This is a genomic window from Cohnella mopanensis (genome assembly GCF_022352055.1).
Taxonomy (GTDB): Bacteria; Bacillota; Bacilli; order Paenibacillales; family Paenibacillaceae; genus Cohnella; species Cohnella mopanensis.
Window position 1 is genome coordinate 297,258 of the sequence record NZ_JAKRWM010000002.1, and the last position, 24,502, is coordinate 321,759.

General features: G+C 52.4%; 19 protein-coding genes. 17 read left to right on the forward strand and 2 right to left on the reverse strand.

The window, feature by feature from the left end:
• Window positions 1–4: 4 nt before the first annotated feature.
• Window positions 5–1,684: a methyl-accepting chemotaxis protein gene (locus tag L3D05_RS05510; RefSeq protein WP_239615006.1), complete on the reverse strand. Its 1,680-nt coding sequence runs from the start codon at window positions 1,682–1,684 to the stop codon at window positions 5–7.
• 193 nt (window positions 1,685–1,877) lie between these two features.
• Here L3D05_RS05510 and L3D05_RS05515 point away from each other — a divergent pair, with 193 nt between their 5' ends.
• The 17 genes from L3D05_RS05515 to L3D05_RS05595 all read left to right on the forward strand — a co-directional run bounded on the left by L3D05_RS05515 (window position 1,878) and on the right by L3D05_RS05595 (window position 23,266).
• A complete protein-coding gene (locus tag L3D05_RS05515) occupies window positions 1,878–3,929 on the forward strand; it encodes a PAS domain-containing sensor histidine kinase (RefSeq protein WP_239615007.1) in 2,052 nt (683 codons plus the stop codon).
• The gene (locus L3D05_RS05520; protein WP_239615008.1) at window positions 3,926–5,200 is read left to right on the forward strand and encodes a sigma-54-dependent transcriptional regulator; all 1,275 of its coding nucleotides are present in this window, start codon (window positions 3,926–3,928) and stop codon (window positions 5,198–5,200) included. Before L3D05_RS05515 ends, L3D05_RS05520 begins: the two co-directional genes overlap by 4 nt.
• Window positions 5,197–6,120 (forward strand): ABC transporter substrate-binding protein, encoded by a 924-nt coding sequence (locus tag L3D05_RS05525; RefSeq protein ID WP_239615009.1) that lies wholly within the window; start codon window positions 5,197–5,199, stop codon window positions 6,118–6,120. The genes L3D05_RS05520 and L3D05_RS05525 overlap by 4 nt, the downstream gene beginning before the upstream one ends.
• A 292-nt stretch (window positions 6,121–6,412) precedes the next feature.
• Window positions 6,413–7,549 (forward strand): mandelate racemase/muconate lactonizing enzyme family protein, encoded by a 1,137-nt coding sequence (locus tag L3D05_RS05530; protein ID WP_239615010.1) that lies wholly within the window; start codon window positions 6,413–6,415, stop codon window positions 7,547–7,549.
• On the forward strand, window positions 7,546–8,166 hold the full coding sequence (locus tag L3D05_RS05535; protein WP_239615011.1) for an ABC transporter permease: 621 nt from the start codon (window positions 7,546–7,548) through the stop codon (window positions 8,164–8,166). The genes L3D05_RS05530 and L3D05_RS05535 overlap by 4 nt, the downstream gene beginning before the upstream one ends.
• A 14-nt stretch (window positions 8,167–8,180) precedes the next feature.
• Window positions 8,181–8,819: an ABC transporter permease gene (locus L3D05_RS05540; protein ID WP_239615012.1), complete on the forward strand. Its 639-nt coding sequence runs from the start codon at window positions 8,181–8,183 to the stop codon at window positions 8,817–8,819.
• A 19-nt stretch (window positions 8,820–8,838) separates the two neighbouring features.
• Window positions 8,839–9,759, forward strand: a complete 921-nt coding sequence (locus L3D05_RS05545; RefSeq protein WP_239615013.1) for an ABC transporter substrate-binding protein — start codon at window positions 8,839–8,841, stop codon at window positions 9,757–9,759.
• A gap of 13 nt (window positions 9,760–9,772) precedes the next feature.
• Entirely contained in the window at window positions 9,773–11,215 is a 1,443-nt protein-coding gene (locus L3D05_RS05550) for an NAD-dependent succinate-semialdehyde dehydrogenase (protein ID WP_239615014.1), read from the forward strand.
• Between the two features lie 16 nt (window positions 11,216–11,231).
• The gene (locus tag L3D05_RS05555) at window positions 11,232–12,185 is read left to right on the forward strand and encodes an ABC transporter ATP-binding protein (protein ID WP_239615015.1); all 954 of its coding nucleotides are present in this window, start codon (window positions 11,232–11,234) and stop codon (window positions 12,183–12,185) included.
• A gap of 6 nt (window positions 12,186–12,191) precedes the next feature.
• Window positions 12,192–13,589: a lyase family protein gene (locus L3D05_RS05560; protein ID WP_239615016.1), complete on the forward strand. Its 1,398-nt coding sequence runs from the start codon at window positions 12,192–12,194 to the stop codon at window positions 13,587–13,589.
• Complete coding sequence (locus L3D05_RS05565; RefSeq protein WP_239615017.1) at window positions 13,525–15,015, forward strand: aldehyde dehydrogenase family protein; 1,491 nt, start codon at window positions 13,525–13,527, stop codon at window positions 15,013–15,015. Before L3D05_RS05560 ends, L3D05_RS05565 begins: the two co-directional genes overlap by 65 nt.
• 276 nt (window positions 15,016–15,291) lie before the next feature.
• On the forward strand, window positions 15,292–16,416 hold the full coding sequence (locus L3D05_RS05570; protein ID WP_239615018.1) for a Zn-dependent alcohol dehydrogenase: 1,125 nt from the start codon (window positions 15,292–15,294) through the stop codon (window positions 16,414–16,416).
• Window positions 16,413–17,582, forward strand: coding sequence for an iron-containing alcohol dehydrogenase (locus L3D05_RS05575; protein WP_239615019.1), 1,170 nt, complete (start codon window positions 16,413–16,415; stop codon window positions 17,580–17,582). Before L3D05_RS05570 ends, L3D05_RS05575 begins: the two co-directional genes overlap by 4 nt.
• A 67-nt stretch (window positions 17,583–17,649) precedes the next feature.
• Window positions 17,650–18,156 carry a DUF2179 domain-containing protein gene (locus tag L3D05_RS05580; RefSeq protein ID WP_239615020.1) on the forward strand — a complete coding sequence of 169 codons (507 nt, stop codon included), beginning with the start codon at window positions 17,650–17,652 and terminating at the stop codon, window positions 18,154–18,156.
• A gap of 25 nt (window positions 18,157–18,181) precedes the next feature.
• Window positions 18,182–19,612 (forward strand): NAD-dependent malic enzyme, encoded by a 1,431-nt coding sequence (locus tag L3D05_RS05585; protein WP_239615021.1) that lies wholly within the window; start codon window positions 18,182–18,184, stop codon window positions 19,610–19,612.
• A 208-nt stretch (window positions 19,613–19,820) separates the two neighbouring features.
• On the forward strand, window positions 19,821–21,650 hold the full coding sequence (locus tag L3D05_RS26680) for a sensor histidine kinase (RefSeq protein ID WP_239615022.1): 1,830 nt from the start codon (window positions 19,821–19,823) through the stop codon (window positions 21,648–21,650).
• A gap of 14 nt (window positions 21,651–21,664) precedes the next feature.
• Window positions 21,665–23,266: a response regulator transcription factor gene (locus L3D05_RS05595; protein ID WP_239615023.1), complete on the forward strand. Its 1,602-nt coding sequence runs from the start codon at window positions 21,665–21,667 to the stop codon at window positions 23,264–23,266.
• Window positions 23,267–23,276: 10 nt separating this feature from the next.
• Here the strand turns inward: L3D05_RS05595 and L3D05_RS05600 are convergent, their stop codons facing one another.
• A complete protein-coding gene (locus L3D05_RS05600; protein ID WP_239615024.1) occupies window positions 23,277–24,260 on the reverse strand; it encodes a substrate-binding domain-containing protein in 984 nt (327 codons plus the stop codon).
• Between the last annotated feature and the right edge of the window lie 242 nt (window positions 24,261–24,502).

The window sequence follows — 24,502 nt, forward strand, 5'->3', positions numbered from 1 at the left end:
AACCTTATGTTTTGAATGCGTCCATTGCTGCTTTTAACTCGTCGGACAATCGGTTAAGCGAGACGGAGGAAGCGGCTATGCCGGATATCGCCCCAAGCTGGTCTTCGGTAGTAGAGGCAACCGTCCGCGATTTATGGAGCGAGCGTTCCGCGATACCGGTTAATTCGGAAAGGGCAGCCGACAATTGCTCGGAGCTTGCCGACATTTGTTCGGTGGATGCGGCGATTTCTTGAATTTCCGCGGAAACGTTGGTGCTGGAAGAGACGATCTTGTTGAAAGTTTCACCCGCCACACCCACGAGCTTCATGCCTTGTTCGATCGCTTGCACGCTATCGTCCATCTCGGAGATGACAGACCGCGTATCGGATTGGATGATTTTTACGACATCGGATATCGATTTGGCCGAACTGGCCGATTGAACGGATAATTTCTTGATTTCGTCGGCTACGACAGCGAAGCCGCGACCGGCAACACCGGCTCTAGCCGCTTCTACGGAAGCATTAAGGGCGAGCAAGTTCGTTTGCGCCGAAACTTCTTCGAGCATGGCCAATATCGAATTGATTTCTCCGATTCGTTGGCCCAACAACTTCATCGCATCGGATGTTCGCCCAACGGTATTATGGATAGTTGTCATTTGCCCAACGGCGTTATGGATGGCTTCATTTCCTTGCAAAGCTTCCGTTGTGGCGTCGAGGGATACTTGAGTCGCAGTATTCGTAGCTTCCGCAATTCGCTGGATGACGCTGCTCATTTCGGACATTGCCATAGAGTTATCGTTCATGCTCTCCGTCTGTCTCATCGATCCGGCAGCCACTTCCTGCATTTCTTCCGCGATTTTTTCTGATGCTCGGGACATTCGGTCAGCCTCAGCGGACATTTCGCCGGAAGAGAGTGAAATACGGTCTGCATGAAGCAGAATTCTAACGACGAGCTCGCGCAGATGGTCTACCATTCCATTCATCGCAACGGCGAGCCCGGCGATTTCGTCTTTCGTGCCGGATTCGATTCGTTCGCCGCGGAGATCGCCGCCTGCAATAGCCTGAATTCTTTTTACGATTCTGCGGATCGGTTTAATCATGGAGTCGGATAAATATAAAGCTATACCTATTCCTAATAGGACGCTAACAATCGCCAAAATGATGATCATATTCTTGTTGCGGTTGAGGTCTTGAATCAAGTTCTCTTTTTCCTCTTTGATTTGATCTAGCGAAGAAGCGGCAATGCGATCAAAGCCTGCCATTAGCTCGCGGGCGATCGGCTCGGACGTCGTGTTAAGATGGGTTAGGGCTTTGTCGAGGTTTCCGGATGCATAGGAAGGAAATACTTCGTTTTCGACCATTGCTCTCCATTGGTCGTTCAGCTCAACAAGCTTTTTGTTTTCTGGCGAAGGACGAAGCCCTATCAGGTTTTTTTGCAGCGTTTTGCTGGTTTCCGTATATCTTCTGAAATCCGCCAAGAACGAATTGTCGCCGAACAGCACGTATCCCCGGACGATTGCGACCCGCTGCGATACGTTCTTGGACAATTGCTCGCTAACCGTGACCAATTCCAAATCCTCGGATACCATGCGGTCCACTTTGTCCTTGCCGATGTTCATGCTGATGGAAGCGGATATTCCTGCGATAACCAGAAGAACAAGGACGGCTGCAAATCCGAGAAGTATTTTGTGCTTTAGGCTTTTCATGGGATCAGATCCTCCGCGTGTCCTTATTTCCAATATATTGAACTTCATAATTACTCCCAATGATAGGGGAGCGTTAAGCGCTTGCATAGTAACGGGATTGCACAATAATTCAACAGAAGTGTTGGAAAATGATACAGTTCTCGGATTGAAGTTGCCATTGTGGGTTATCGGCGGGGAGGTGTACAATTCACTTATGAAAATGACACGCAAGTTCCTGCTCGTATTCGTGCTGATTCTCATCCTGCCTACCGTGGCGATACATCAAGGAATTATTCGTTATTCGGAACGGGTCATGCAGGCTAACATTATCGAAAATAACGAAATCATGGCCGAATTAATCGTGAATCGGATGAACAGCGAGATGAATGACGTCGTTTCACAGTTGCAGTTGATCGCCGGATTATCGGATCAACATGAACTGAATCTCCCGGCTATGTATGCTAGGGCGAAGCAAGCGATCTCCAAAAGCACGATCATTCAGTCGATTTATTTTCTGGATACGGAACGCCAAATGAAGTTCGAAGCGCCATTCCGTCCTGTATTGCAAAATATTACGTACGATTATCCGAAGTTCGAACACGTCAAGTGGAGCTATACCTATGTCGTATCCGGTCTTGTTTCTAACGTGCGGACGGAGAAAACGGCTACGGTCGCGATACCGGTCTTCTACGACGATCGTAAATTTTTAGGAGTGTTGGTGGCGGAACTAAGCCGTAACTTCCTGTCCAACATCCTAAGAAGCACGAGCGAAACCCGCGATGGCTTCAGCTTCATTACCGATAGCGAAGGTAAAGTCATTGCCTCGACCCGCGACTCGGATTGGAATTTGAATTTCTCGGAAGAGCCGATCGTTCGATTGCTGATGAAAGGCGACTCGGGATCGGTGCAAGAATCTTATCGGGGAACGCCAAGCGTAATGACTTATCAAACGATGCGCGAAAACTGGGGACTGGCGCTCGGCGTTCCGGAGCAATTCGCGTTCAGTTCGGTGCAAACGCTTTCGAAGGCGCTTACCTACAGCTATTTGGGCTTCTTCGCGCTCATTATTTGTCTCATTCTGGTCGGAGGAAGGCAAATTCTCGTTCCGATTCTGAAGCTGACCAAATTCGCGCAGCGCATCCAAAGCCAGAAGGCGCCCTCGCCGTTACCCGAGCCCATGATGAAGCGGAAGGACGAGATCGGGGAACTGATTCGTTCGCTTCAGGATATGAGCCTTCGCGTGGCTGGCAGCCATCGCTTTCTCCAAGATATTGTCGAGGGCATTCCTTACGCGCTCATTACATTGAACGAAGCGGGAGAGGTCACTCGCGTGAACCGGAAATGGGTTGATTTATTCGGTCTGTCCGAAGTCGACTGGGAAGGAAAAAGACTGTCCGAGCTGCCGGAGTATAAGTTTCTGACGATGGACTCGAACTCCGAAGACAAGGAAGTAACTTGGACGGATGGAGGGGGAGTCGTCCGTATTCTCAAAGTAGTCACGGCGTCATTCTCTGACGGCGTGCTCGCCGTCGTACAGGATATCTCGCAGATCCGGATGCTGGAATTGCATGTCAAGCAAAGCGAACAGCTTGCATTGATCGGGCAAATCACGACCGGTATCGCGCATGAATTGAAAAACCCGCTGGCCGTCCTGTCGAGCTCGTCCGAGTTGCTAAGAGATGAAATTAAGATCGATCCGGATTCCGAATGGGTACCGACTCTCGTGCAAGATATCGATAGCGAAATTGCTAGAATGACCTTGATCGTGAATGAGTTTCTCACTTTGGCTAAGACGAAGAAGGAAACCGTGGTTTCAGTGCAATTGGATCAATTGCTTACCAGAATCCTTCATCTGCTTCGAATTAAATTCAACGAATTAGGCATTACGGTCAATAGGGATTTCGCAGAGAACGTTCCGTCGATAGCCGGGAAGACCAACAAGCTGATTCAGGTGTTTTTGAATTTGCTGGTCAATAGCATGGAGGCAATGCCGCATGGAGGAACAATCGATATTCGAATCGGGGTTCTCTCTAACGAAGTTTGGGTCGAGATCGCCGATGAAGGCGAAGGCATCTCGGAGGAGCATTTGCAATGGCTGTTCAATCCGTTCTTCTCGACTAAAGAAACAGGCAATGGTCTTGGCCTGTCTATCGCTCAAGACATTATGAAAGAACATGGCGGCACCCTGAAGATGAAAAGCGGAATCAATAAAGGGACCACGGTCCAATGCTGCTTTCCCCTTGGGATGAAGGAGGTAAAAGAATGATGGAGCCCGGCGTACTGATCGTAGATGACGAAATCAAGCTTTGCCGCAATATCGCGCTCAAACTGAAACGTGAAGGTTATGTCACTTACGAAGCTTATGACGGAAAATCCGCGATCCGCAAAATCCAACAGCAACCGATCCGGGTCGTAATCCTGGACTTCATGCTTACGGATATGACCGGACTTGAAGTGCTGAAGAAAATCAAGGAGCTTTCTCCTCAGACGAGGGTATTCATGCTGACCGCTTACGGGAACGTTGAGAATGCCGTGTTGGCCATCAAATGGGGAGCTTCCGATTATTTGAATAAGCCGTTCGATCTGAAACAATTGGCGGAAGTCGTAAGGGACTCCTACCAATCGCTCGATGAACTATCTGGAGATGTCGTATTCAAGAGTCTGAAGATGCAAGCGGTCAGGGGGATTCTGGACCGGATCACGATGACGGATGCCCCGGTATTGCTTTTCGGCGAAAGCGGCGTGGGCAAGACGACATTGGCTAAATGGATTCATGACCATAGCCGGAGGAAGGAACAGCAGTTCCTTTACGTTAACTGCGGTTCGATGCCTGAAGGAATGCTGGAGCGTGAATTGTTCGGTGCTTCGGGCAAAGCTGTCGCCGCTGACGGTGGAACGTTGTTTCTCGACGAAATCGGTTGTCTATCTCCGCTGAATCAGGCTCATCTGCATCGTCTGATGGAAGAGAAAAGCGTAATCTGTCCGGACACCCAACAACGCCTGACGGTGAACGTGCGCCTCGTAACTTCGACAGGCCAACCGCTGAAGCTCCTCGTGAAGGAAGGCCGTTTTCGAGACGATCTGTATTACCTGCTTAACTTGGTAGAGTTGGAACTTCCGCCGCTAAGGGAGCGCAGGGAAGATATCCCGCTGCTCGTTGAACAGAAGCTGGCTCATTTGAATGCCAAATATGGCAAGCCGCTGACGGTGTCCGAAGAGCTGATGGAACTGATGGTCGGTTTACCTTGGCAAGGGAATATTAGCGAATTGATGAACCTGATTGAGCGTATGCACCTTCTGAAGGTGAATGGAGCGTTGGAAGTGGATGATCTGCCTTCGTCGTTGGTCGGCCATTATTCGAATTCGATGGACCACCTTCAGCTTCAAGGCAAATTATACGATGTGCTGGAGGAAGTGGAAGGGCGCATGATCACGGGAGCGCTGGAGAAGACGGGAGGCAACCAGAGCAAAGCCGCGGAACTTCTAGGCATTTCGCGTAACGCCTTAATCTACAAAATGAAGAGGATCGAACGATGAGAGGATTGCTTGCGGGGCTGGCCATCGTTCTGATGCTATCCTCTTGCCAGACGGATAAGGAGCAGAAGCCTAGCCCTACTCCCTCTGCTTATCGCGGAGAAGTCACGCTCGGTTCCAAATCCCTTACCGAACAATATTTGCTGATGAAAATGAGCGCGTTGTTGCTGAAGGATCAGGGCTACAAGGTGAACGAAATGGTCTTTCTGGATAGTCCCGCGATCAGATCGGCTATGGAAGCGGGCATCGCCGATCTGTATTGGGAATACACGACGACGGCGAGAATTTTCTATCACAAACAGACTCCCATATTTGATCCTGACATCGCTTATCGCGAGGTTTCCCGGACGGATGCGGGCAATAAGATCATATGGTTGGCTAAGAGCTCGTTTAATAGCAGTTGGGCTCTCCTTATGCGTAAGGATATATCGGAGCAGCTTCATATCTACCGAATAAGCGACCTGGCCGATTATATTCGTACCCAGCGCACGAAGATGAAGTTTGCCACCAATGCAGAATATTTGCAACGGGAAGACGGGCTTGATCGGTTGAAAGAGATATATGACTTCGAACTGCCGGACGACCAAGTCGTCGCGATCGAGTCCGATCTGTTATCCCAGACGGTCAAGGACGGTCGGGTGGACGTAGCGGTAGGTATGGGCTCTGACCCCCGCATCAAGAAGAACGGTCTCATCATTTTGCAGGACGACCGCAAAGTGTTTCCTCCGTATGAAGCGGTGCCGGTCATTCTAGAGAAAACGCTGGAACACTATCCGGATATCCGCACGACGATGGAAAGCTTGACGCCTTACATCACGAACGAAAATATGCTTGACTTGATGTATCAGGTCGATATTTTGCAGAAGGACATTACGAAGACTTCGCGCGATTTTTTGGTGAAAAATAAGCTATTAGCTCCTTAGCGGACGGGAACGTTCGGAGGAGCCGGAATCCCCGTCTGGTTTATCAGGCGGGGATTTTTTAATGGACGCTACATATGAGTTGGCCTAAATCACACCTTACTGAATATTTAACTCTATTTCCTCCTAGCCAGTTTAACCCGATCCCGTATCAGATGTATGCGATTTCGTAAAGTGGGGGAGATGCGCAATTTTTTTACACCTTTTTGCTTAATCTTTGAGCAGCGGACCGTCTGTGCAGGGCGTTTCGGTCGAGTCATAATGAAGATCGTAAAGCTCACAGCGAGGTGAAGAGATGAAAATTACCGCTATCGAAATCAAGCATTATTTACTGCCGTTAGATCCTCCTTTCAAAGCGGCGTGGGATCCGAATCCGCGCAGGAAATTCGCCTCTACAGTCGTGCAAGTCCATACGGACGAAGGAATTACGGGCATCGGGTCGGGCGATCTGATGACGGGATTCGAAGGCCACGAGCATCTGTTCATCGGCCAGGATCCGTTCGCCATCGAGCGGCATTCGCAGATCATCGACAACATCGATTTTCATTACGGAAGATGCTGGCCGCTTGACCTGGCCCTGTGGGATCTGATGGGCAAAGCGACGGGGCAACCGGTGTATAAGCTACTCGGGGCACGCAACGATAAAATTCTTGCATACGCTTCCACGGGAGAAATGGTTACCCCTGAGGTCCGAGCCGACAGAGCAAAACTGCTACTAGAGCAAGGCTTCAAGGCGATGAAAATCCGATTCCACCATAAGGATGTACGTGACGACATCAAGGTCGTCGAAGCCGTCCGCAAGGCCATCGGCGACAAGCTGGAGATCATGGTCGACGCGAACCAGGGTTGGAAGATGCCGTGGGATACGGAACCGACGTGGGATTTGAAAAAAGCGTACCAGGTCGCGAAGGAATTGGAACAGCTCGGCGTGTTCTGGCTCGAGGAGCCGCTGCAAAGCCATGATTTCCGCGGACTCGCGCAATTAAGGGAAATGGTCGGCGGGATTCGGATTGCCGGAGGGGAAATGAACCGGCGGATGCATGACTTCCGGGAAATGAATTTCCTTGGCTCGCTCGACGTTTATCAGCCAGACGTGGCCCTCACCGGCGGAATTACGCAGGTAAGGAAAATCGCTGACATGGTCCAGTCGAACGGCGCATGGTTCAGCCCGCATACGTGGACGAACGGAATCGGCGTCATGGCAAACCTTCATCTGGCCGCCGCGGTTAGCCATTGCCCATATCTAGAGCTTCCGTACGACCCGCCTTCTTGGACTCCGGAGCGGCGTGATTACGTTCAGCAACACAAATTGATGATCGACTCCGAGGGTTTCCTCAACTTGCCTCAAACGCCAGGGCTTGGAGTCGAGTTGGACTTGGAGGCTGTCGAACGGTACGCCTACAACAAGGTGTATGTGGGTGAATCGACATGAGTTACCTCTTCAACAATCCCGATAAGGTGATGCCGTTCTTCTGGGAGCATTTGTCCTTGACGTTTACCTCCTTGCTGATCGCGCTCTGCATCGCATTGCCACTCGGGTTCTTGATCGCTAAGTACAGGAAGCTGCAAGCGCCCGTAACGAGCGTGCTCGGTATCATCTACACGATACCGAGCATGGCGCTCTACGCAGCGCTGATTCCTTACACGGGGCTCGGGGTTACCACGGCAACGATCGGATTGGTCGCCTACGCCCAAATGATTCTCGTGCGCAACGTCATCGCCGCCATTCAAGGCATTGACCCGATGATGATCGAAGCAGCCAAAGGCATGGGCATGAGCAAGTGGCAAATTATTCTCAAGATTGAGATTCCGCTAGCCATACCGGTCGTCATCGCCGGAATTCGCGTAGCGACCGTGTCCATTATTTCCATCGGGACGGTAGCTGCATGGATCGGGGCCGGCGGACTAGGCAGATTGATATTCCAAGGTTTGAATCACGATCACACCGGGAAAATCATTGCCGGAACAATCACCATAGCGATCCTTGCAATCGGGGCCGACTTATTGTTCCGGGTCATTGAAAGATTCCTCAGTCCGAAAACGAACTAACGGAGGTGTGAACCGTGAAAGTCATTGATCAGATCCGCGAATATTTCGAGGGGAACACCCCGGTATTCCTCGCGAACATGAAAACGCATATATGGCTAAGCTCCTTCTCGATGATCGCGGCGATGCTCGTCTGCATCCCCCTGGGGATTTGGATATCGAGAAGGCTTAAGATCGCAAATTACATCATCAACGCGATCAACATTTTCCGGGTTATCCCAAGTCTTGCCATTCTCGCGCTTGCCATGCCGCTGCTCGGAGTCGGGTTCGCCCCGGCAGCCATGGCGTTGACCGTATTGGCCGGTCCGCCTATCCTCATCAACACGTACGTCGCGTTCCGGGATATCAATCCTGCAGTCAAGGAAGCGGCTAGAGGCATGGGAATGACTCCCTTGCAGACGATTTGGAAAATCGAGCTCCCCTTGGCGCTCCCGGTCATGCTCGCGGGCATCCGAACCGCCTCGGTTGAAATTATTGCAAGCGCTACCTTGGCCGTCCTCATTGGCGGCGGGGGGCTCGGCAGCTACATCATCAACGGGGTAAGCATGATGTCCAAGAGCTACCTGCTGATCGGAGCTGTGCCCGTTGCCTTGCTCGCCATCATGAGCGAGATCGTATTTAGTTTCTTGCAACGCAAAACCAACTATTCGCACTAGGAAAAGGGAGAGGTTATCAATGAAAAAACGTTCATGGTTATCCCTGCTTGTCATTATGGCGCTTGCAACGTCGCTCGCAGCTTGCGGTAAAGACAAAAGCAGCAAGTCCGATTTGAAAATTACAGTCGGATCCAAGGACAACACTGAGAATCACCTGATTGGAGAAATGTATGCGCTTATTCTGGAAGACATAGGGATCAATGTGAAACGCCAGCTTAGCCTCGGCGGAACTGCACCGACGTTCGAAGCGCTTAAGAAAGGCGATCTCGATATTTATCCGGAATATACGGGTACCGGTCTCGGAGTCATGCTGGAGCAGAAGGAGCCCGAGAAGGATTCCGCTAAGGCACTCGAGAAAGTACGCGAGGGATTTAAGAAATGGAACATGGAATGGCTGGACCCGGCATCCGAGAATGCCACTTACGGTTTCGCGATGAAGAAAGAAACAGCTGATAAATACGGAATCAAGACGTATACAGATCTGGCGAAACACAGCAAAGAGCTCGTGCTTTCCTACCCGCAGGAATTTGACGTTCGCGAAGATGGCTTGCCTGGATTGCAGAAAATCTACGCCGATCAAGGCGGATTCGCTTTCAAGAAGCAATTCCAAATCGACTACAGCCTGCGTTATAAGCCGCTTGAAAACAATGAGTCCGACGTCACGGTATCGGTAGGAACGGACGGACAAATCGCGGGAATGGGTCTGCAATTGCTGCAAGACGACGTAGGGTTCTTCCCGGTATACAACGTCGCTCCGCTGATCCGCAAGGAAAAGCTCGATGCCGAGCCTAAGATCAAAGAAAAATTGAACGCGCTTGCTCCTCTATTGACGGATGCCGCTGTTCAAACGATGAACTGGAAGGTTGACGGACCGGATAAGGCGGAAATCGAAGACGTGGCTAAACAATTCCTGATCGACAACAAACTCATCTCGGAGTAACCCGGAGGCCCTTATGACAGAGATCAGAAACCAACTGTTTATTAATGGAACATGGACCGAGGCTCATTCGAGCCTTCGGTCTGCTCTTTTCAATCCGGCGACGGGTGAGCAGATCGCAACCGTGCCGAACGGAGGCAGGGAAGACGCCCGAGCGGCAATCGATGCTGCTTACGAGGCTTTTCCGGGGTGGTCGCAAACAGCGGCCGAAGAACGCTCGGTTTATTTGCGCCGCATCTACGATCTGATCGTCGCGAACGCGGATCGCCTGGCCGAGATTATGACGCTAGAGCAAGGGAAACCGGTAAAGGAAGCGAAGGGTGAAGTGCTGTGGGGCGCTGATTTCTTCCTCTGGTATTCAGAGGAAGCGAAGCGCATTAACGGCGAGATCATTCCGTCCTCGCGGACGACCCAGCGTATTCTCGTGCAGCGTCAACCGATCGGGGTCGTCGCGGCGATTACGCCTTGGAACTTCCCGTCTTCCATGATTACCCGTAAGCTTGCACCGGCCCTCGCGGCAGGGTGTACCGCCATCGTCAAGCCGGCGCCGGAAACGCCGCTGTCGGCGATCGCCTTGTTCGAGATTTTCCAACAAGCCGGTTTACCGGCCGGCGTCGTCAACATCGTTGTAGGCAACGCGCAGGAAATCGGCCAAGAGTTTCTCGAGAACGAGAAGGTGCGCAAGATCAGCTTCACCGGGTCGACGCCAGTCGGCAAGTACTTGCTGGAGCAATCCGCGAAGCAGGTGAAGAAAGTATCGCTCGAGCTGGGCGGTCACGCGCCGTTCATCGTGTTCGCCGACGCCGATCTGGAAGCCGCCGCAGAAGGATTGCTGTATAACAAATTCCAGAACAACGGGCAAACGTGCATTTGCGCCAACCGCATTTTCGTTCATGAGTCAATCGAAACCGAGTTTACGGAGTTATTCGCGAAGAAGCTCAAGAGCATCACGGTGGGCAACGGAATGAAAGACGTTAACGTCGGTCCCTTGATCCATGATCGGGCGTTGGCTAAAGTGCACGGCCACGTGCAGGACGCTATAGCCAAAGGAGCTAAGGTAGTTATCGGCGGCGAGAAGTTGACCGGCGGCGAGTATGAGAGTGGTTCGTATTACGCGCCTACCTTATTGTCGGGAGTAACGTCGGACATGGACGTATTCCGGGAAGAGACATTCGGTCCGGTCGCTCCGTTCATTACTTTCCGGACGGAAGACGAAGCGATTCGTATGGCTAACGATACGCCGTTCGGTCTCGCTTCCTACATCTATACCCGCGACTTAGGGACGACGATGAGAGTAGCGGATAAGCTCGAATACGGAATGGTCGGCATTAACGAATCCGCGCTCGGTTACGTGCAAGCGCCTTTTGGCGGCATTAAGCAGAGCGGCATGGGCCGCGAAGGCGGTCAGCATGGCGTGGACGATTTTCTGGAGTACAAATATTTGAATTTGAATTTCTGATAAGGGGGGAACCGGGATGGGCATTGTTTTTAAAAACGTGGTAAAGCAGTATCCGAACACCGCTTCCCCGGCGGTGGACAACGTATCGCTCGACATCCGGGAAGGCGAATTTATCGTCTTTCTCGGCCCCTCTGGGTGCGGCAAAACAACGTTGCTCAAGATGGTGAACAAGCTATACGATACGACGTCCGGAACGATCGAGATCGACGGTGTCGATATCCGCAAGGTCCAGACGGAGCAACTTCGCAGGGGGATCGGGTACGTCATCCAACAGAACGGCTTGTTCCCGCACATGACGATCGAATCGAATATCGCGGTCGTCCCGAGGCTTCTCAAATGGGACGAGGAGAAGCTCGACAAACGAATAGACGAACTTCTCGATATGGTGCATTTAGATCCGAAAATTTATCGCAAACGGCGTCCAAGCCAATTGTCCGGGGGACAGCAGCAGCGCGTAGGCATTGCCCGCGCGATGGCGGCCGGCCCGAAAATCTTGCTTATGGACGAACCGTTCGGGGCGATTGACGCCATTACGCGCACAAGCCTGCAGGATGAGTTGCACAGAATACAGCGGTTGTTGAAAAAAACGATATTGTTCGTCACTCACGATGTGGACGAAGCCCTTCGTCTGGCGGACAGGATTATCATCATGCAAGCCGGCAAAGTCGTTCAGTTTGCCACTCCTTACGAGATCGTGACGAATCCGGCCAACGATTTCATCCGTCAACTCGTCGGAGAGAAGGACGTTTACCGCAAGATGGGATTTCTGCGCGTCGAGGACGTGTACGCTTCGAGCGAACAAGAGACCGCTGCAGGTTCGAACGGTGGCGTAGCGCTAACGGACGATTTGAAATTGGTATTCAACCGGATGGTGGAAGAACAGGTCCGGGAATATCCGGTCGTCGATATGAATAACCGCCGTGTCGGGACAGTGACAATGGATCGCATCTTGACGAAATTGGCGAACTAGGGAGAGATGATCTTGTCGCGGTTCGAAGAGGATGCTTTCGGTAGAGTCGAGCTGCAGGACGAAGCCTTGTATGGGGTTCAGACGCTGAGAAGCGTAGAGAACCTATCTTTCTCCGGCAGGACCCTCGCCGATTATCCGGATTACGTCGCGGCGCTCGCCGATGTCAAACGGTCGGCTGCCAGAGCCAACGAACGGGCGGGCATTCTACCGCGGTCGCTAACCTATGCGATCGAGGAAGCCTGCGAGGAAATCAGGCAAGGCTGCCATCGCGATCAATTTATCGTCGATCCCTATCACGGGGGAGGAAGCATCGGCAGCAACATGAACATGAACGAGGTCGTCGCCAATCTAGCGAACGAAATACTAGGCGGACAACCGGGCGATTACAAGCCGGTGCATCCGGCGGATCACGTGAACGCCTCGCAATCCACTTCGGATGCGTGCCATACGGCTTTACGTATTGCCGTTTTAAGAAGCGGAGCTACAATGGGCAGCGAACTTGCGCGGCTGATCCATACGTTGGAACGCAAAGGCAAGGAGCTTGCGCGGGTTCCGACCATTACAAGAACCTGCCTGCAGGACGGAATGGCGGATACGCTGGGAACGATGTTCTCGGGGTATGCTCAAGGGTTAAGCCGAAGAACGAGACAACTCGGACTTGCGGTGGAAGCGTTGCATGCCGTTAATCTCGGCGGTACAGTGATCGGCTCCGGCGTCGGGGCTCCCGAAGCTTACAGGGAACTTATTATAGAAGCTCTGAATGAGGTAACGGAATTGCCTCTCCGCCACCGAGAAAATCTGTATGACGCGGCGCAGAACATGGATGATTTGGCGGCGGTGTCGTCGGAGCTTCAATTGCTCTCCGGCCTGCTGATCAAGATCGCCAAGGATTTTCGGCTGCTGTCTTCCGGCCCGGAGGCGGGTTTCGGCGAGCTTAGGCTGCCGGCGGTTCAGGCGGGATCGTCTTTTTTTCCCGGCAAGATTAACCCCGTTGTCCCGGAGACGCTAATCCAAAGCTGCTTCCAGGTCATCGGGCTGGACCGTTCGGTCCAAGCGTCGCTCGAGCATGGAGAGCTTAACCTGAACGTATGGGAAGGGCTGGCCGGCTTTAACGTGTTGGATGCGCTGGGTATGCTGGAGCGCGCCGTTACCTTGTTTACGGATAAATGCGCCGCGGGCGTAGAGGCGGACGACATCAGGTGCAAGGAGCTGTCGCGGACTTTTATCCCCGCAGTCGTCGCATTGAAAGAGAAGTACGGGTATTCGCAGGTTGGGCAATGGCTGAAGGAAATGTCTAAGGAAGAAATACGTGCAGTATACGAAAGAGAGGTTGAGCAAGATGAAAGCACCTCAATTGGAATGGGCGGCCAAATGGTTGAAGGCAACAAAAACCCTTTATATTAACGGCGAATGGATTGCCGGAACTTCCGGCAGAACGATAGATACGGTAAACCCGGCTAATGGGAAAACGCTCGGGTCCTTCACGGGAGCCTCCAAGGAAGACGTAGACTCTGCGGTGAGAGCGGCGCGGGACGCGTTCGAAGCAGGCGAATGGAAAGCGATGTCCCGCAAGGAACGGGGCAGAAGGCTGCACCGGATCTCCCAGCTGATCCGCGAGCATCAGGACGAACTGGCAACGCTGGAGTCGCTGGACAATGGCAAGCTTTATAAGGAAGCGTATAACGACGACGTGGCGGAGGCCGCCGATTTCTTCGAATATTACGCGGGATGGACGGACAAATATTACGGCGAAGTGAATCCCGTCGAAGGCAACTTCACGAGCCTGACCACCCGCGATCCGGTCGGCGTGTGCGGCTTGATCGTACCGTGGAACTTCCCGATCGATATGGCCGCCATGAAGTTGACGCCAGCGCTGGCAATGGGCAATACGGTCGTGTTGAAACCATCCAGCGTAACCTCGCTCTCGGCGATTCGTTTATTCGAGATCATTCACGAAGCGGGAGTGCTGCCTCCGGGAGTCATTAACCTGATTCTGGGCGAAGGTCGCATCGGCTCCTACATCTCGTCGCACATGGACGTTGACAAAGTCTCCTTTACGGGAAGCACGCAAGTCGGCAAGAAACTCGTTCACGACTCGGCGGACTCCAACTTGAAGGCGGTCACTCTGGAGCTTGGCGGCAAGTCGCCGAATATCATTTTTGCGGACGCTCCGAACTTGGATGCGGCTATCGAAAGGTCCTTCTACGGACTGTTCACCCACAAGGCGGAAAAATGCAGCGCACCGACCCGCTTGCTCGTGCAACGTCCGGTCTACGATCGGGTGGTGGAAGAGATTGCGAAATACGCCGACGGTTACCGGTGCGGGGATCCGTTCGATCCGGCAAGCGATCAAGGGCCGCAAGTGTCCCAGGCGCATATGGAAAGCATTCTTCAGTATATCGAGAGCGGCAAGGAGCAAGGTGCACGCGTAGTTGCCGGAGGTCATCGTGACACGGATGGCGCAAACGCGGAAGGTTACTACGTCCGGCCGACGATTTTCGCCGATGTAACGAATGACATGAAAATCGCGCAAGAGGAAATTTTCGGGCCGGTGCTTTGCTTGATTCCGTTCGATACGGAGGAAGAAGCGGTACGAATCGCCAACGATACGATCTACGGCCTGGCTGCGGGATTATGGACGAACGACGTTTCTCGCGCCCATCGGGTAGCGAAATTGTTGGATGCTGGGCAGGTGTTCGTTAACCGATACGGTTGCTACGACATCGCCAGTCCGTTCGGTGGTTTCAAGCAATCCGGCTGGGGTAAGGAATACGCCATTCATAGCTTGGCCTCTTACACGAAAATGAAAGCGATTTGGATTGCCCACTAAGAGGTTGTTCAAAAAGTCAGCTTTTGATCACGAAGTTGATCAGGGAGCGAATTCGACATCGAATCTTGGATTCAGCTGGGCCTTCCGGTGCTCACGTAGGTTTTGCCTACGCTCCGCTCCTCATGCCCTAGCTTCTTCCAAGCTTCTCGGTGCTGAAAACCCGACTTTTTGAACTTTCAACTGATGAGGTTATTCAACTGATGAGGTTGTTCAATTGATGAGGTTGTTCAAAAAGTCAGCTTTTGATCAAGACGTAACGCAAGGGGGAACGGGGAAATGAAAATGTTAGCGGCGGTCATGAAGGGAATCAATCAACCGCTTTCGATAGAGACGGTGGAGTTGGCCGAGCCGAAAGCCGGAGAAGTGCTCGTGAAAATATTGGCGACGGGCGTATGCCATAGCGATCTTAACGCGATGGAGGACGAAACGACGCCCGTACCGACGATTCTCGGTCACGAAGGTGCCGGCATCGTCGTAGAGGTCGGCCCGAACGTTAAAACGGTGAAGCCGGGCGATAAAGTCGCGCTGAGTTGGGTTCCGTTCTGCGGCACGTGCGAATTTTGCCAGACCGGCCAAGTGAACCTATGCGAATCCGCTTTTGGGCCGATGTTCGCGGGAACGTTACTGGACGGAACGTCCAGGCTAAGCCGGAATGGACAACAAATTTATCATAATTCGCTGTTAAGTACGTTTGCGGAATATACCGTCGTACCGGAGATGAGCTGCGTGAAAATTCCGGAGGAGATGCCGATGGCTCAGGCTTCCCTTATCGGCTGCGGTGTAGCGACCGGTTACGGCGCGGCCGTCCGTGCCGCGCAAGTGAAACCCGGTTCCACGGTCGCCGTATTCGGCATCGGCGGCGTCGGAGTCAATGCCATTCAAGGTGCGCGGATCGCCGGAGCAAGCCGTATTATCGCTTGCGACCTTAAGGCGCAAAACCTCGAGATCGCCAAGAAGTTCGGCGCGACGGATATCGTGAACGTAGGAGAGGTTGACGCGGCGGAAGCGCTCAAGGAGCTGACCGGCGGCTTCGGAGTCCACTACGCGATCGATTGCTCGGGAAATACGATGGCGTCCCAATCGGCATGGAAAGGAACGCGCAAAGGCGGAACGACGGTCGTCGTCGGCGCCTTTAATCCGAAGAAGGAGCTTGCGCTTCCGGCCGGGGGGTTTCACCGCGTAGGTAAAATCCTGAAAGGGAGCTTCTACGGGGACGTTCATCCGTTCCGCGATTTCCCGATCATCGCCCAACTGTATTTGGACGGCAAGTTCCAGCTAGACGAGTTAGTCTTGGATCGGATTCCTCTCCAAGACATTAACAAAGCGGTAGACGCTTTCCATGATCCGTGCTGCGTGAACGTCGGACGGACGGTCGTTGAATTCGGAGGTGACGAACGATGAGCGATTTCGATTTTCAATCGCGAACCCGCGTCGTTTACGGCATTGGACGTTCGAAGCAGATCGCGGAGGATGTTCGTAGCGTTAGCGGCGGGAGTAGCGCCATCTTGATCACGGATCCGGGTTTGGTCAAAGTGGGCGTCGCGGACGAGGTCATGTCTTCGCTGCGTTCCCAAGGCGTTGAGGTGACTCTGTTCTCCGACGTGCAAAGCGATCCGACGAGCGCTTCCATCGACGAAGCGGCTGCCGTGATCCGAGCGTCGGGCGCGGCTTGCGTCATCGGCCTCGGCGGAGGCTCGGCGATGGATGTCGCCAAGCTTGCATCGCTTGTCGCAAGCGCAGAATATCCGACGGATCATTATGCGCTCATGGCTAATCCGTTCTCGCCTAAACGGACGACAACGATCATGATTCCTACTACTTCGGGTACCGGAGCCGAAATGACGAGCACGGTCGTCTTCTCGAATAAGGAGAAGCGTAAAGTGTGGGGCTGGGATTACGATCTCGCGCCGGATCTGGCCATTCTCGACCCGACGCTGACCGTCGCCCTCCCGCCTCACTTAACGGCAGCGACTGGACTGGATGCGCTGATTCACGCTTTAGAAGCGGTTGCCGGCAAACGCGGCAATGCCATGATTCAGGCCGTCGGCCTTCAAGCGATCCGGATGATCTCGGGCAGCTTGCTGAAAGCGGTCAACCATCCGCAAGATCTGGAAGCCAGAGGCCAGTTGAGCATTGGCTCTATGCTCGCGGGCATGGCGATCGAGCAAGGGGGCACGGGAATCGCGCATTGCATCGGCCATGCGCTAGGCACGTTGGCTCGCGTTCACCACGGGAGGGCGGTCGCGATCGCTCTATATCATACGTACGAATGGAATATCGAAGGAAACGAGCCTATCCATGCGGAAATCGCAAGAGCGATGGGCGCCGTGGAGGAGATCTCCTCTCCGATCGAAGAGCAAGCTCGAGCAGGAGCGGCTTTCTATCGCGATTTGGTAGAGCGATCGGGATTACAGCTGTCTTTGGCGGCGGAAGGTTTGACTTCTGCCGACGCTTTGCGCTTAGCGGAAACGATGGCATCCTCAGAGAATGCCCCGATGCGCAATAACAATTGCCGTTATGCGACGGATGAACATTTAGCCCGTTTTGCAGGACAATTGCTGGGGTGAGCCCAAGCGCGAAAGGCGTTGATGTTCATTCATCAACGCCTTTCGGTATCAGACGAGGTGGTGCGGAATGACGGTCATCCTTTCCATAATGGCTTTGCAGATCACGTACGTAAGCATGCTGTCTATCCGTTTCATCCTGATGGTCAAAGGCGTCCGATACGTCGCTTCGATGATGAGCGCGGTCGAGATCGGCATCTATGTCATCGGCTTTAAGCTTGTACTGGATAATTTGGACAACCCTTTGAATCTAGTCATTTACTGTTTAAGCTACGGGGCTGGCGTGCTTCTCGGCATCAAGATCGAAGAGCGGCTCGCCATCGGATACATTACTGTGCAAATTACGACCAAGGAACAATACGGAGAACTTGCGACATTGCTGAGGGAAAAAGGTTATGGGGTAACCCGATGGGCGGGTGACGGAAGGGAAGGCCGGAGATGGGTTCACAACGTCGTTCTGCCGCGCAAGCTCCAACACGATTTATACGACCAAGCGTTGGCCGTTGATCCGAACTGTTTTATCGTCAGCTACGAGCCTAAAGCGTTTCACGGGGGGTTCCTGACTCGGCGATCTTAGTGCGTAAGGAAGAGGAGGATTGCAGATGGGGCATAAGCAGCAAAAGGGTTTTGGCGGCAATAGTGTCATCATTCGCTTGGAGATTCGCGGGGAACGAATGAACTTCGGGCTTGTCGCGAACATCGTATCCAGCTTGGGCGGGGACATTATCGCGATCGATACGATCCATATCGGCCATGACAGCAGCATTCGGGACATGACGGTAAACGTCGCCGACGCGACGGGCGTCCCTCTCATTACGGATGCCATAGGCAAAATTCCGGGCATTCGTGTCGTCAATACGTCGGATCGAACGTTCCTGCTTCATCTGGGGGGTAAAATCGAAGTCGCGCCTAAGGTGACGATACAGAATCGCGATGATTTATCGCGCGTTTATACGCCGGATGTCGCGCGGGTTTGCAAAGCCATTCAAGATGATCCTGACAAAGCGTTTTCCTTGACGATCAAGCGGAATACGGTTGCGGTCATTTCCGACGGCACCGCTGTTTTAGGGCTGGGGAACATCGGTTCTAGAGCGGCGATGCCGGTCATGGAAGGGAAAGCGATGCTATTCAAGCAGTTTGCCGGCGTCGATGCGTTCCCGATCTGTCTGGATACGGTAGATACGGAGGAAATTATCCGAACTGTCAAAGCGATTTCTCCGGCGTTCGGCGGCATCAATCTCGAGGATATCGCATCCCCGCGCTGTTTCGAGATCGAGGAACGGCTGCGCGAGGAACTCGATATTCCCGTCTTCCACGACGATCAGCATGGAACGGCCGTCGTCACTTACGCGGGATTGATTAACGCGCTGAAGATCGCGGGCAAATCGCTCTCCGAAGCGACCGTAGTCGTCTGCGGAATCGGTGCTGCAGGCGTCGCGATTAGCAAGATTCTACTTTCGGCCGGGGTCAAGGAATTGATCGGGGTAGACAAGGAAGGCATTCTTGAGCGAGATGCCGTTTACGGGAATCCGATTAAGACGAGCTATGCCGGTTATACGAATCCGAATCGCAAAACAGGAACTCTCAGGGATGCCATTAGAGGCGCGGACGTGTTCATCGGAGTTTCGGCGGGAGGGATGCTGACCCGAGAGGACGTCATGGGAATGGCGCCGAATCCGATCGTGTTTGCGATGGCCAATCCCCATCCTGAAATTTTGCCGGGGGATATCGACGATATCGTCGCCGTTGCGGCTACCGGTCGATCCGATTATCCGAACCAGATCAATAACGTGCTTTGTTTTCCCGGTATTTTTCGAGCGGCTCTCGACTGCCGCGCATCGACGATTAACGAACAAATGAAGCTTGCGGCTTCGGAAGCGATCGCATCCGTCATCGCCGAGGACAAGCTGAACAAACATTACATCGTCCCCAGCGTATTCGACCAGTCGGTGGTGGAACGAATCCGTGATCGCGTCATCCGTGCCGCGATCGATAGCGGCGTGGCACGCAGAACGCCTAAGGAATATAGGTAGCTTAAGGGCATCGAAGCCCCAAGCTGCTTGAACACCGAAACAGGATACCTGACCTCTATTTCGAGGAAGGGTATCCTGTTTGTTTGTATAATAGAGTTATCTTTTGTAATAATTCATATCCCGAACCGAAGAAAGTTAAAAGGATTAAGCACCGCAGCAACGAAATTGTTGTCATTGCCGTAGTTCTATAGCAGAAGGAGCATGCCCGGTGATTCCTAAGATAGTGCACAGCCTGTTAAACCGCGTGCTTAACAAGAAGAGCATTCAATTTCAGATGTTCTTTACCTTCATGATCATTACGCTTATCCCGATCGTCATCGTCGGATACATTACCTTTCGGGTTTCCTCGGCGACGATAGCTCAGGAGGTCAAGAACAGCAACGAACAGTTGATGGAGGAAATCGTCAGCAACTATGAGCTGTATTTCCACAATATCGAGATCGATGCCAACAAATTTGCTTCCCAAATGGTGAACAACAATATCCGATTGAACGAAAAGGTGTATTTCTTCGATACGTTCATCGTGGAGAACATCATGGAAATCAACGATTATTTGCATAGCACGTTCGAAGCGACGGGGAACTTCCTCAGCATTCGCGTGTTCTCGGACAACGGACATTTTATAAGCAGCGCCTTTAATAAGGAAACCTACGAGGTGTATTCGTACAATTCCGAAGCCGATCTGATTTGGCGCAACGCCATGTTCAACAATCGGGAGGACAAGCTGATCTTCGACGTCCATCCGATCAATCGGGAAGGGTTGATGAGCCTAGTCGCATCCAAACCGGTCATTAACCCTTTCAGCGGCAAAAGAATGGGTTATATCAGCTTCGATAAGGAGCTGGATTCCTTTGCCTCCTTGTTCCAACCGTTCGAGAAGCGGGATGGCAGTACCATTCAACTCATCTCGAAGGAAGGTAAAATCCTGTACCATACCGATCGCGCGCAGATCGGAAAGATAGTAAGTCCGGCTTGGTTCGCGAAGACGACGGCATCGCTTACTTCCACGGGGGAGGAAGACGTCGAGACGGTCGACCGCGATAATATGGTATTGACGAGCATGATGCCTAACAAGGACGCATACATGGTTAGCTCCGTTCCGTTATCGATCATCAATAGCCAAGTCGATTCCATTCGCAATATTACGATCTCGATTATGCTGCTCTCGATCCTTCTTGTTTTCGGCTTGTCGTTCGTACTGTCGCTCTACATTTCCCGGCCGATCAAGCAATTAAGCAAAGCGATGCAGCAGGTCGAACGAGGCCGGTTGACGACGAACATTCCGATCAGCGAATCGAACCTCGAAACGTGGCTGCTCAGCAAAAGCTTCGAATCGATGCTCGGCCGAATCAAGCAACTGGTAAAGACGCAATACGAGATGGAGTTGCACAAGAAAGACGCCGAATTAAAGGCTCTTATGATGCAAATAAACCCTCATTTCCTGTATAACACGCTGGAGGTTATAAGCGGTATCGCGGATTACGAGCGGGTGACGCAAATCTCGGACATTACCCAATCGCTCAGTAAAATGCTGCGTTATAATATCGATTTAAAATCGGAGGAAGTCCGCATTGCGGAGGAAATCGATAACTGCAATAACTTCTTCCTTATCTTGAAGAGCCGTTTCGAGGACAAGCTTCAAGTCGAGCAGGACATCGATCGGGAGGCGCTCCCGTACAAAATATTGAAAATTACGCTTCAGCCCCTCATAGAAAATGCGGTAAAACACGGAGTCGAGAAAAAGCTGGGGCAAGCGACCGTACGTCTCGAGGTGAGGAAAGAGAAGGATGAGATCGTTATTCGGATCGTCGACAACGGTACGGGGTTCGATCGGGAAGCGTTAGAGGAATTCGAGCGCTTCAAGCATCAGTCGGATACGACCTTCTATGAACCGGCGGGCGGACGGAAGGTCGGATTGAAGAACGTATACATGAGGCTAAAAATACTATTCGGAGACCAGTTGGATTTCGCCATTCGCAGCGTTGAGGGAGAAGGGACGGCCATTACGATCCGTTTTCCCGCCATACCGGCAAAATGATGGAGGGTTCAGACATGCAGCAGCATTTCGCGGTACGGATATTGGTGGTAGAAGATGAAATCGGGGTCAGGCGCAGCCTGATCGGGAAGCTGCGCGGCATCGAGCTCCCGATTGAGATTTCGGGAGAAGCGGAGAACGCGGAGCAGGCTCTTGAGATGATGAAGCAGGACATGCCCGACATCGTGCTATTGGACATGAGAATGCCGGGTATGGGGGGCTACCGTTTTCTTCCGATCCTGAAAGAGCAGTTTTCTAAGGTTAGAGTCATCATTCTTAGCGGATATTCCGATTTCGAGTACGTTCTGCAATCTCTGCGGAACGGAGCGGAAGATTACTTGCTAAAGCCCGTCATCAAGGAAGATTTGGAGATGGCGCTTCGCAAGACGATCCAATCGATTCGTTACGAAGTGGAACAAAATAACCAGAACATCTCTAACGGCATGCTACTGAACCAAGCGGTTCCCTTGCTTAAGCACCAAATCATGAACCGAATGCTAAAGCCGCAATCGGCGTTGCAGGCCGCGGAGAAATTAGGCCATTTGGGAATTTTCCTTGATTATCCCGGTTACATGATGATCTTGGTGCGCATCTTGGATTACTCGAAGACGAAGTCACGGTACTTGGAAGAGTCCACATTAGTGTTCTTCGTATTCGAGAATATCGTTAACGATACGTTGTCGGAGCCGATTCATTGTTTCCCGCATGAGCACAAGGAAGGCGAGTTCGTATGTTTGATCGGCTTGCCGGAGGGGGAAAGTCCGCAAAGCGAGATCGCCGGCTGGCAAACTCGCTTGGAGCGCCTAATAGAGAATATGAAGCAATTCGGAAAAATCCAATCTCAGTTGCTCGTTACCCAAACCTTCCAATCTCTTAGATCTGCCGGACTTGTATATCGCCAGGCAGTGGAGCATGCCGATATTTCGGGAGCAGAGGCGCAAGTAAGCTACTTAGGGGATAAAGTAGATAGCGGATGGATGGCTGACGTCGCTTCGGAGATGGGGTTGGACTCGCTTGTTACGGCGATCGAGGAGAGGAACATTAGGGAGTTGACGGGACTCATTCAAGCTGTGTTCGACAAATCGAAATCTCCGAGACAAGCGGCAGCCGCGGCTTATTACGCTTTGGAACAAAGCTTGGACAAGTTATTCGTAGAACCCGAGTCGATGAGGCAGAGAATGCCCGGACTTTCCGGGCTGCTCGAGCGCGTATCGGATTCAACCGGACTTCAGAAGGAGATGCTTGTTCTTGCGGTGCAGATCGGAGAAGCCGCATCCAAACGCAATCAAGGAGAATCGAGGCAAATGATCTGCCAAGCGCAGAAGTATATCGAACAATTTTATTTCGAGGACATCACGCTTGAGTCCATCTCGAAGAAGTTTTACTTGAATCGCACTTATTTTAGCGAGTTGTTCAAGAACGAAACCGGATGGACGTTCAAAAAATACGTAAATCATATCCGCATAGAAAAGGCGAAACAACTGCTGATCGATCACGAATTGCGCCCATCCGTCGTCGCCGAGCTGGTTGGCATCAAGGACCCCGTCTATTTTACGGTGCTATTCAAGAAGACGACCGGCTTGCCGCCTGGGGAATACCAGAAGACGAAAGGCGGCTGACGGGTCCGGATCAGCGAATGGCGCTGAAGTAATCGACGTTCTCTTGGGTCACTAGCCGATAGGGAATAAAATAGCTTTTCGCCACTTGGCCGTTCTGCGCGATGTTGATCGCCAGGTTAACGGCCATTTTGGCTTGCCCGAGAGCGTCTTGGAAGACGGTTGCCGTCAGTTCCCCGTCTTTGACCGCCTGTAAGGCATCGGGTATGGCATCCACGCCGATGACCGGTATCCGGATTCCGGCTTCCTTCAAGTAGTCCAGCGCTCCGAGCGCCATTCCGTCGTTATGGGAGACGACGGCGTCGATCTTGGAGCCGTACTTTTCGTGCCACTTTTTCATGAGCTCATAAGCGTCATTCCTCGACCATTTGGCCGACTCGTCTTCTAGCACGTGGATATTCGGGTATTTATCGAGGACGTTCAGAATTCCCCTTGCCCGCTGGATTTGGGACGATTGCTCCGCCAAGCCCCTCAGAATCACGATATTTCCTTCTCCGCCCAAGCTCTCCGCGATGAATTGCATTTGAATTTCCCCGGCTTGTATATCATTGGAGCCTACGTAGGTAGTTAAAAGATCGGTGTCGGGAATCGTGTTGATTCCGACGACGGGGATGCCCGCGTCCACGGCCATCTTGACCGCGACGTCCGACTTGGCCGCGTTAACCGGATTCAAGATGATGACGTCGACGTCCTTGGCGATCATATCTTTGACGTCCGCAAGCTGCTGCTCCGCGTTCGCTTGACCCTCGTAAGAGAACAATTCGATATTTTCCCGCGAAGCGACCTCCGCCTCTAATTTGTCCTTAATCATATCCGTAAACTCGAAGCTGCCGAGTACCGTAAAACCTAATCTTATCGGACGAGTCGCCGCTTGTTCGGCAGGAACGCTCGCACCAGGGATCTGAACGGCCGGGGAAGTATCATTCCCTGCTCCGCCGAAGCAAGCGGGAAGCAGCAATAAGCTCATGATCGTCCATACAATAGATGTCTTTCGCAAGTTCCTCGCACCTCCGCTATCGTTGCCGTACTTGAATAGGGTATCACATTTTTACTTGCGTGCCAGCACTCGAACTTGAATCCCGACAAAAACGAAAGAAACGTCCAAAAAGATAAATAGAGTTAGCCGATCGGACCGCGCATCAGACAAAAATAGAACGACGATCGGAAGAAATCGAAATGTAATCGGGAGGCGCCGGATATAAGATTCGGTTAGGCAAGCAAGCGGGCTATGCCGAATCC